The sequence below is a fragment of the Candidatus Thermoplasmatota archaeon genome, from assembly GCA_030018475.1.
Taxonomy (GTDB): Archaea; Thermoplasmatota; JASEFT01; order JASEFT01; family JASEFT01; genus JASEFT01.
Map to the genome: position 1 here is coordinate 15,715 of JASEFT010000024.1, position 2,670 is coordinate 18,384.

Here is a 2,670-nt window from a genome sequence, read left to right on the forward strand (position 1 = left end):
AGTAACCTCTGTTATATGGTCGTCGCCCCACCACTTAAATATACCAGTGCCGCCCCTGTCACTTCCTAGAAAGTCAAAATTATCTATAACACTACCCCCGCCTTGCCCGCCCCACTGGTTGTCCCATTGATGCCAATGGTATTCACGCGAGCTATCATAGCAATAGAACTCGCTCCATACATGGTCCTCTCCGATCAAGCAAACACCGGCTGTGGGTATCAAGCAAGTCCTTGCTGCTGCCACAGTTAAATCTTGCAGCTCGCCACAATTGCCATTATGATGATGCGCTATTCGCACAGGCTGTATAGGGCGCTCGCCATCCCTGCTCTCAGGCTCGCTAAGAGGCAGAGTTCTCTTTACCCAATTACTTACAATCTCTATACCTGTTGGGTGATTTTCGTAGCTCCACTCCCAAGTTCTTGGGTCTGGGTAATCATAGTAGCCTGTAGTCGGATTATAGCCCTGGGATTTACTGTAACCTACGCCATCGTATAGCAGGGTAATGCCTGCTATTTTATCTTTTAGGAGGGGCGGCTTATCCTCTTTTGGATAGCGATTGTCAGGGGTACCATCATTATTGTCATCTACATCTGGGTCTGGTGGATAATTATCATCTGCATGGAAGAAAAGATATTCGCGCCAAAACTTGCCTGTAGGCGGCTCTGCAGGCCCGCCAGTTTCAGGATTGATAAAAGTGGGAAGCTCATCTGTAATTTTAGGATGCACTATAAACCAGTAGTAGATATCGCGTGGCAACTCGTATTTAGTTATCGCACCGCCTGCACCAGCACTCACATTATACTCTATAGTTGTCCAGTAGTTGCTGGTAGTATAATCCCCCTTCTCTACAAGGTTCGCATATTGAATAGTCTTATCGATTTCATAAATCAGCTCTGCGTTTTTCTTAAAAACTTCTGGGTAGACATCTTTATCGGTCAAAACATCTGGCGAGATATGCGCTAAACAAAACGCAATCTCATCCACATACTCATTTTCCACGTCCAGAATTAAATTAAGATATTTTTCAAGTTTGCTCAAATTTCTGTCCTTCATATAATGCTCTACTTCTACACCGCTTGCTGCTTCTGGCCATACATCCCATCTTGGATTGTTAGCGGTACCGAGATTTTTATAGATATGAATATGACCGTCTTCTCTTCCCACAACAAGATCAATTAGGCAATCGTTATCCATCAGGCTGTTCCTGTCCAAATCTGCAAGTGCCGGTGCTGCATAAGGGCATTTTTCAATGTATTGGTATACACTATCATCTTTAGACCATACAGCCCTTGTCTCTTTATACCACGTCTCATCTACAGGGTCGTAATATGTAACTGTCCTATTCCCAGTATTCCAATAATGATATAACGTGCCATCCCCAGCACCTATACTCAAGTCAGCCCGCCATACAGCACAATCTCCATTTAGGTCTACGAGAGCTGGTTTGCTATAATTACCCACATCGAGTATTTCTATTTCGCTTGGGGGCTCTGTTTCAGAGTCTGGCGCTAAAGTGCCTCTCCTAATCCAGCCATCGTAAGTTCTTTCGTAGCGATATAATTTACCGTCACCAGCACCTATTAACATATCTTTAAAATCTGGTGGCGGGCTTGGATCGCCAACTCTAGTAGTGTATACAATCCATCCAAATGCAGGTGCAGAATTATAGCCTACGTCGATAATATTACCATTAACATCTCGAATATAACCTCTAAATTCCCAGCCTGAAGTTGTGTTTTCATATACCCTAAGTCTTCCATCATAAGCTCCTAAAACTAAATCGAGCGCTGAATCACCGGTTATATCTTCAAAGACAGCTACTGCATAAGCGCCCACATTAATGGGATTGCCGGTAGAATCATTAAGCAAACCTTTCTTCAGCCAATAGCCGTTCTTGTTCTCATAGACCAGCAATTTTCCTTCAAGGGTACCTATAACTAAATCGTAATCTCCATCTTTATCAATATCGAAGAGCGTGGGCGCTGCGTGGTCCCCGACATCGGTTTTAATATCAACGAGCTGTAAAAGATTTGTTTCAAGATCATTCCTGAGCCAGTTAGGAACCCTTTTCAAGACATCCAAAACAGGCATGCTTTCCAACCTATTCTCATATATTGTGGAATCTTTTATCTGGAAATAGTAAGAGCTCAAAGGCTCTATTTCGATGATTTTAGAAATTCTATCAACCTCAACCCACTGAGCCTGCACTTTTTTCGCCTCCGCGTTGTCAGCGTTTGTAGCAGAAAAGATTAAAGTTGCTAAATTACTGATCAGAATTAGAGCGGCTATTACTAAAGCTTTCTTCATCTTTTGGTTGTATAGTGTTTAGGCTAATATATATTTTTTTGGTATAATCATTTTTCCTTCGGCTCTGTATGGATTTTCACATCATAACTTGGATGGCATTTACGAACTAATTTAACAAGCCTGTGCTCCAATCTATGAGATTGCTCTACATTCATGGTTTTGTCTACGCATACATGCATTTCCAAAAGACTACCGCGGTCAGTTTGTATAACCCAAGCTACTAAGCAACCATATTTTGCTCTTGCCTCAAGAGTTGCAACATTGCCGTAATCAGGAAAATTTAAAATCACTTTGCCCATCGAGGTCTGTGTCTGGGTTAAGTGGGTTGGTTTTGTATCCAAGATAAGGTCTATTTTTGTGCGT

2 protein-coding genes are annotated in these 2,670 nt (G+C 42.4%); both read right to left on the reverse strand.

What is annotated here, in order from left to right:
• Nucleotides 1-2,307, reverse strand: a 2,307-nt coding sequence (locus QMD21_04495; GenBank protein ID MDI6856023.1) for a VCBS repeat-containing protein, incomplete at its 3' end; no start/stop codon positions are given.
• 47 nt (nucleotides 2,308-2,354) lie between these two features.
• Nucleotides 2,355-2,670: cation transporter dimerization domain-containing protein (locus tag QMD21_04500; GenBank protein MDI6856024.1), on the reverse strand; the 316-nt coding region annotated here is incomplete at its 5' end.